This is a genomic window from Candidatus Aquicultor sp., from assembly GCF_054640775.1.
Genome location: NZ_JBTSLF010000334.1, coordinates 1 through 2,582, shown reverse-complemented (window position 1 = coordinate 2,582; position 2,582 = coordinate 1). Strand labels below are relative to the sequence as shown.

Below are 2,582 nucleotides of genomic sequence, written 5' to 3'. Positions count from 1 at the left end.
ATGTAACGCTTTCAACCGTCCGCCGGATTGCCGAGACCGGGGTGGATTTTATCTCTTCAGGTGCATTGACCCATTCGGCTATGGTATTTGACACCTCCTTTGAATACTTAACGTAGAACTTATTATCAACTCTTTCCGAAATATCGGTTAATATCGGTTAAGGATATTTATGAAAACAACAGATGTACTTATTATCGGCTCCGGAATAGCCGGAGCAACGGCCGCTTTGAAACTAGCCCGGAACCCAAAACTACGTATCATCATGATCACCCGCACACCGGATCCTCGCGAATCCAATTCGCGCTACGCCCAGGGCGGGATAATCGGCCGCGGACCGGGAGACTCCCCGAAGCTGCTGGTAGAAGACATTTTAGCCGCCGGGGCCGGCGCCTCCCTGCCACGGGCAGCCAATATCCTGGCCAAAGAGGGCCCCGCCCTTTTGCAGGAAGTCCTGGTTGAGAATGCCAAAGTCCCTTTTGATGAACAAAGCAACGGCAAACCGGATTGGGGGCAGGAAGGGGCCCATTCCCGACGGCGTATTTTACATGTCGGCGACGGGACCGGGCAGGCGATTATTTCCGCCCTGATGAAGGTCGTCAGTGAGCAACCCAACATAGAGTTGATTACCGAAGCGACCGCTGTGGACTTGATTACTTATCCCCACCACTCGCGGGACCCGCTGGCGTCCTATGAACCGGTTACCTGCCACGGCGCTTATGCCTTTGACCGAAAGGGAAAATCCGTTCACCGGACCCTGGCCGCTTATACTATTCTGGCCACCGGCGGCATTGGTCGCCTTTATCGTAACACTACCAATCCGGCCGGGGCCAGGGGCGACGGGCTGGCCATGGCCAATCGCGCCGGGGCGCGTATCCTTAACTCCGAATATATCCAATTTCATCCGACGGCGCTCTCCGTTCCCGGGGCGGAAGGTTTTCTTATCAGCGAAGCCGTGCGCGGTGAAGGAGGGGTGCTGCTCAGTCCTGAAGGCCGGCCGTTTATGGGAGAGTACTCTCCCGAATGGAAGGACCTGGCCCCCCGGGACGTGGTAGCCAGGGCGATCCATACGGAAATGGAAACCCACGGTTATTCCTACGTCCTGCTTGACATTGCCTCGCACATGCCGGCCGAGGAAATCAAGACTCGATTTCCCAATATTTACTATGAATGCCAGCGTGTCGGCCTTGACATCACCAGGGAGTCGATTCCCGTTGTCCCGGCGGCGCACTATTTTTGCGGTGGAGTGGCCGTAGACGAGTGGGGCCGTACCAACATCGACTTTCTATATGCCATTGGTGAAGTTTCCTGTACCGGCTTACATGGGGCGAACCGGCTGGCATCGACTTCTCTGCTGGAAGGACTGGTTTGGGGAACGCGGGCAGCCCGGAATATCGCTTCCCGTTTAGCTGCCCACCCGAAATCTGTGGTACCCACCCCTGAGGACGTACCACCCTGGGACGAATCCGGTCTGACCCAGGAACCCGATCCGGCCCTCATTCAAGGAGACATGCAGACCATACAAAACATCATGTGGCACTATGTGGGACTAATCCGCTCCGGCGACCGGCTCTCGCGCGCCATTCGCGAGCTGCGACACGTACAAAACGAGATCGAGACTTTCTACCGCAAAACCAAGCTGAGTGACGGGCTGATCGGTCTTCGTAATGCCGTCGAGGGGGCCTTGATTATCTCTCAGGCGGCCCGTCACAACCGCCAGAGCCGCGGTTGTCATTTCAGGGCGGATAGTGTCGATGGCGGTGATCGTTTGTTGTAATGATGGTAGCACCCCTGATGTCCCCTATAAAACAAAGCTCAATTGGAATCGAAAACCAGGTAACGGTTAGGGAATACTTGGTCTATATAATTCCCTCAGGCCAACAATCTAAATAAATCGGGGAGAGCTGGATAGATACCCTAAAAATATTTTTTTTAACTTAGGAACAATTAGAAATTGATTTCTCAGACTTTCTGTATTACCTTAGAAAGACATCATCTTTTTCGGTGATCTAATGTCTCGTGGAACGAGAAAAAAATACCCCTTGGTGGGCATATCATATTTTTCCTCTTTCCATATAACTATCATTAATAATTAACTATTTAAATTAAATGCTTCTCGAATAGGCTTATGGCATCCTCCTTGCGGTGTCTTTAAATAAACAAAATTAAAATGTTAAAAGTTCTTGCTTTTTCCTAAAAAACAGGTTAAATCAAAGGTATATTCCGGCAGTAAATATTTATTGCCCGCATTTTGAGGAGCGGAGATATTGAGAGAAGGGAGGTGAGAAATGATGAATAAAGCCAGAAAGTATTGTTTTATCCTGGGCCTTTTGGCGTTGTTGTTGGTGCCTGTTTTGGCAAATGCGGAAATGATGACCATAACTGGCAAGATGACTGGTCTTACTTGCCTGATTCAAGGTTATGTCTGCCCGATCGATAAAGCCGATCCCATGATTAATTTGGAAAGAGATTTCGTGGTGGTAACGGCGAGCGGTGACTATTATTTCCTGTCCAATATCGGCTTAGGCCTTAAAGGCAAATATGCCCTGGAAGTTGTCGAGGTGACCGGAGATGTAAAGCCAAAG

At 50.9% G+C, this 2,582-nt stretch carries 2 protein-coding genes and 1 pseudogene; all 3 read left to right on the top strand.

Annotated elements, in window-relative coordinates:
- Nucleotides 1-116 (top strand): annotated as a pseudogene (locus tag ACYC56_RS15005) (carboxylating nicotinate-nucleotide diphosphorylase); the annotation flags it as partial.
- Nucleotides 117-169: 53 nt separating this feature from the next.
- Nucleotides 170-1,774 (top strand): L-aspartate oxidase, encoded by a 1,605-nt coding sequence (gene nadB / locus ACYC56_RS15000; protein ID WP_461374976.1) that lies wholly within the window; start codon nucleotides 170-172, stop codon nucleotides 1,772-1,774.
- A 511-nt stretch (nucleotides 1,775-2,285) separates the two neighbouring features.
- Nucleotides 2,286-2,582 (top strand): hypothetical protein (locus ACYC56_RS14995; protein WP_461374975.1); only part of this gene is annotated, 297 nt, incomplete at its 3' end.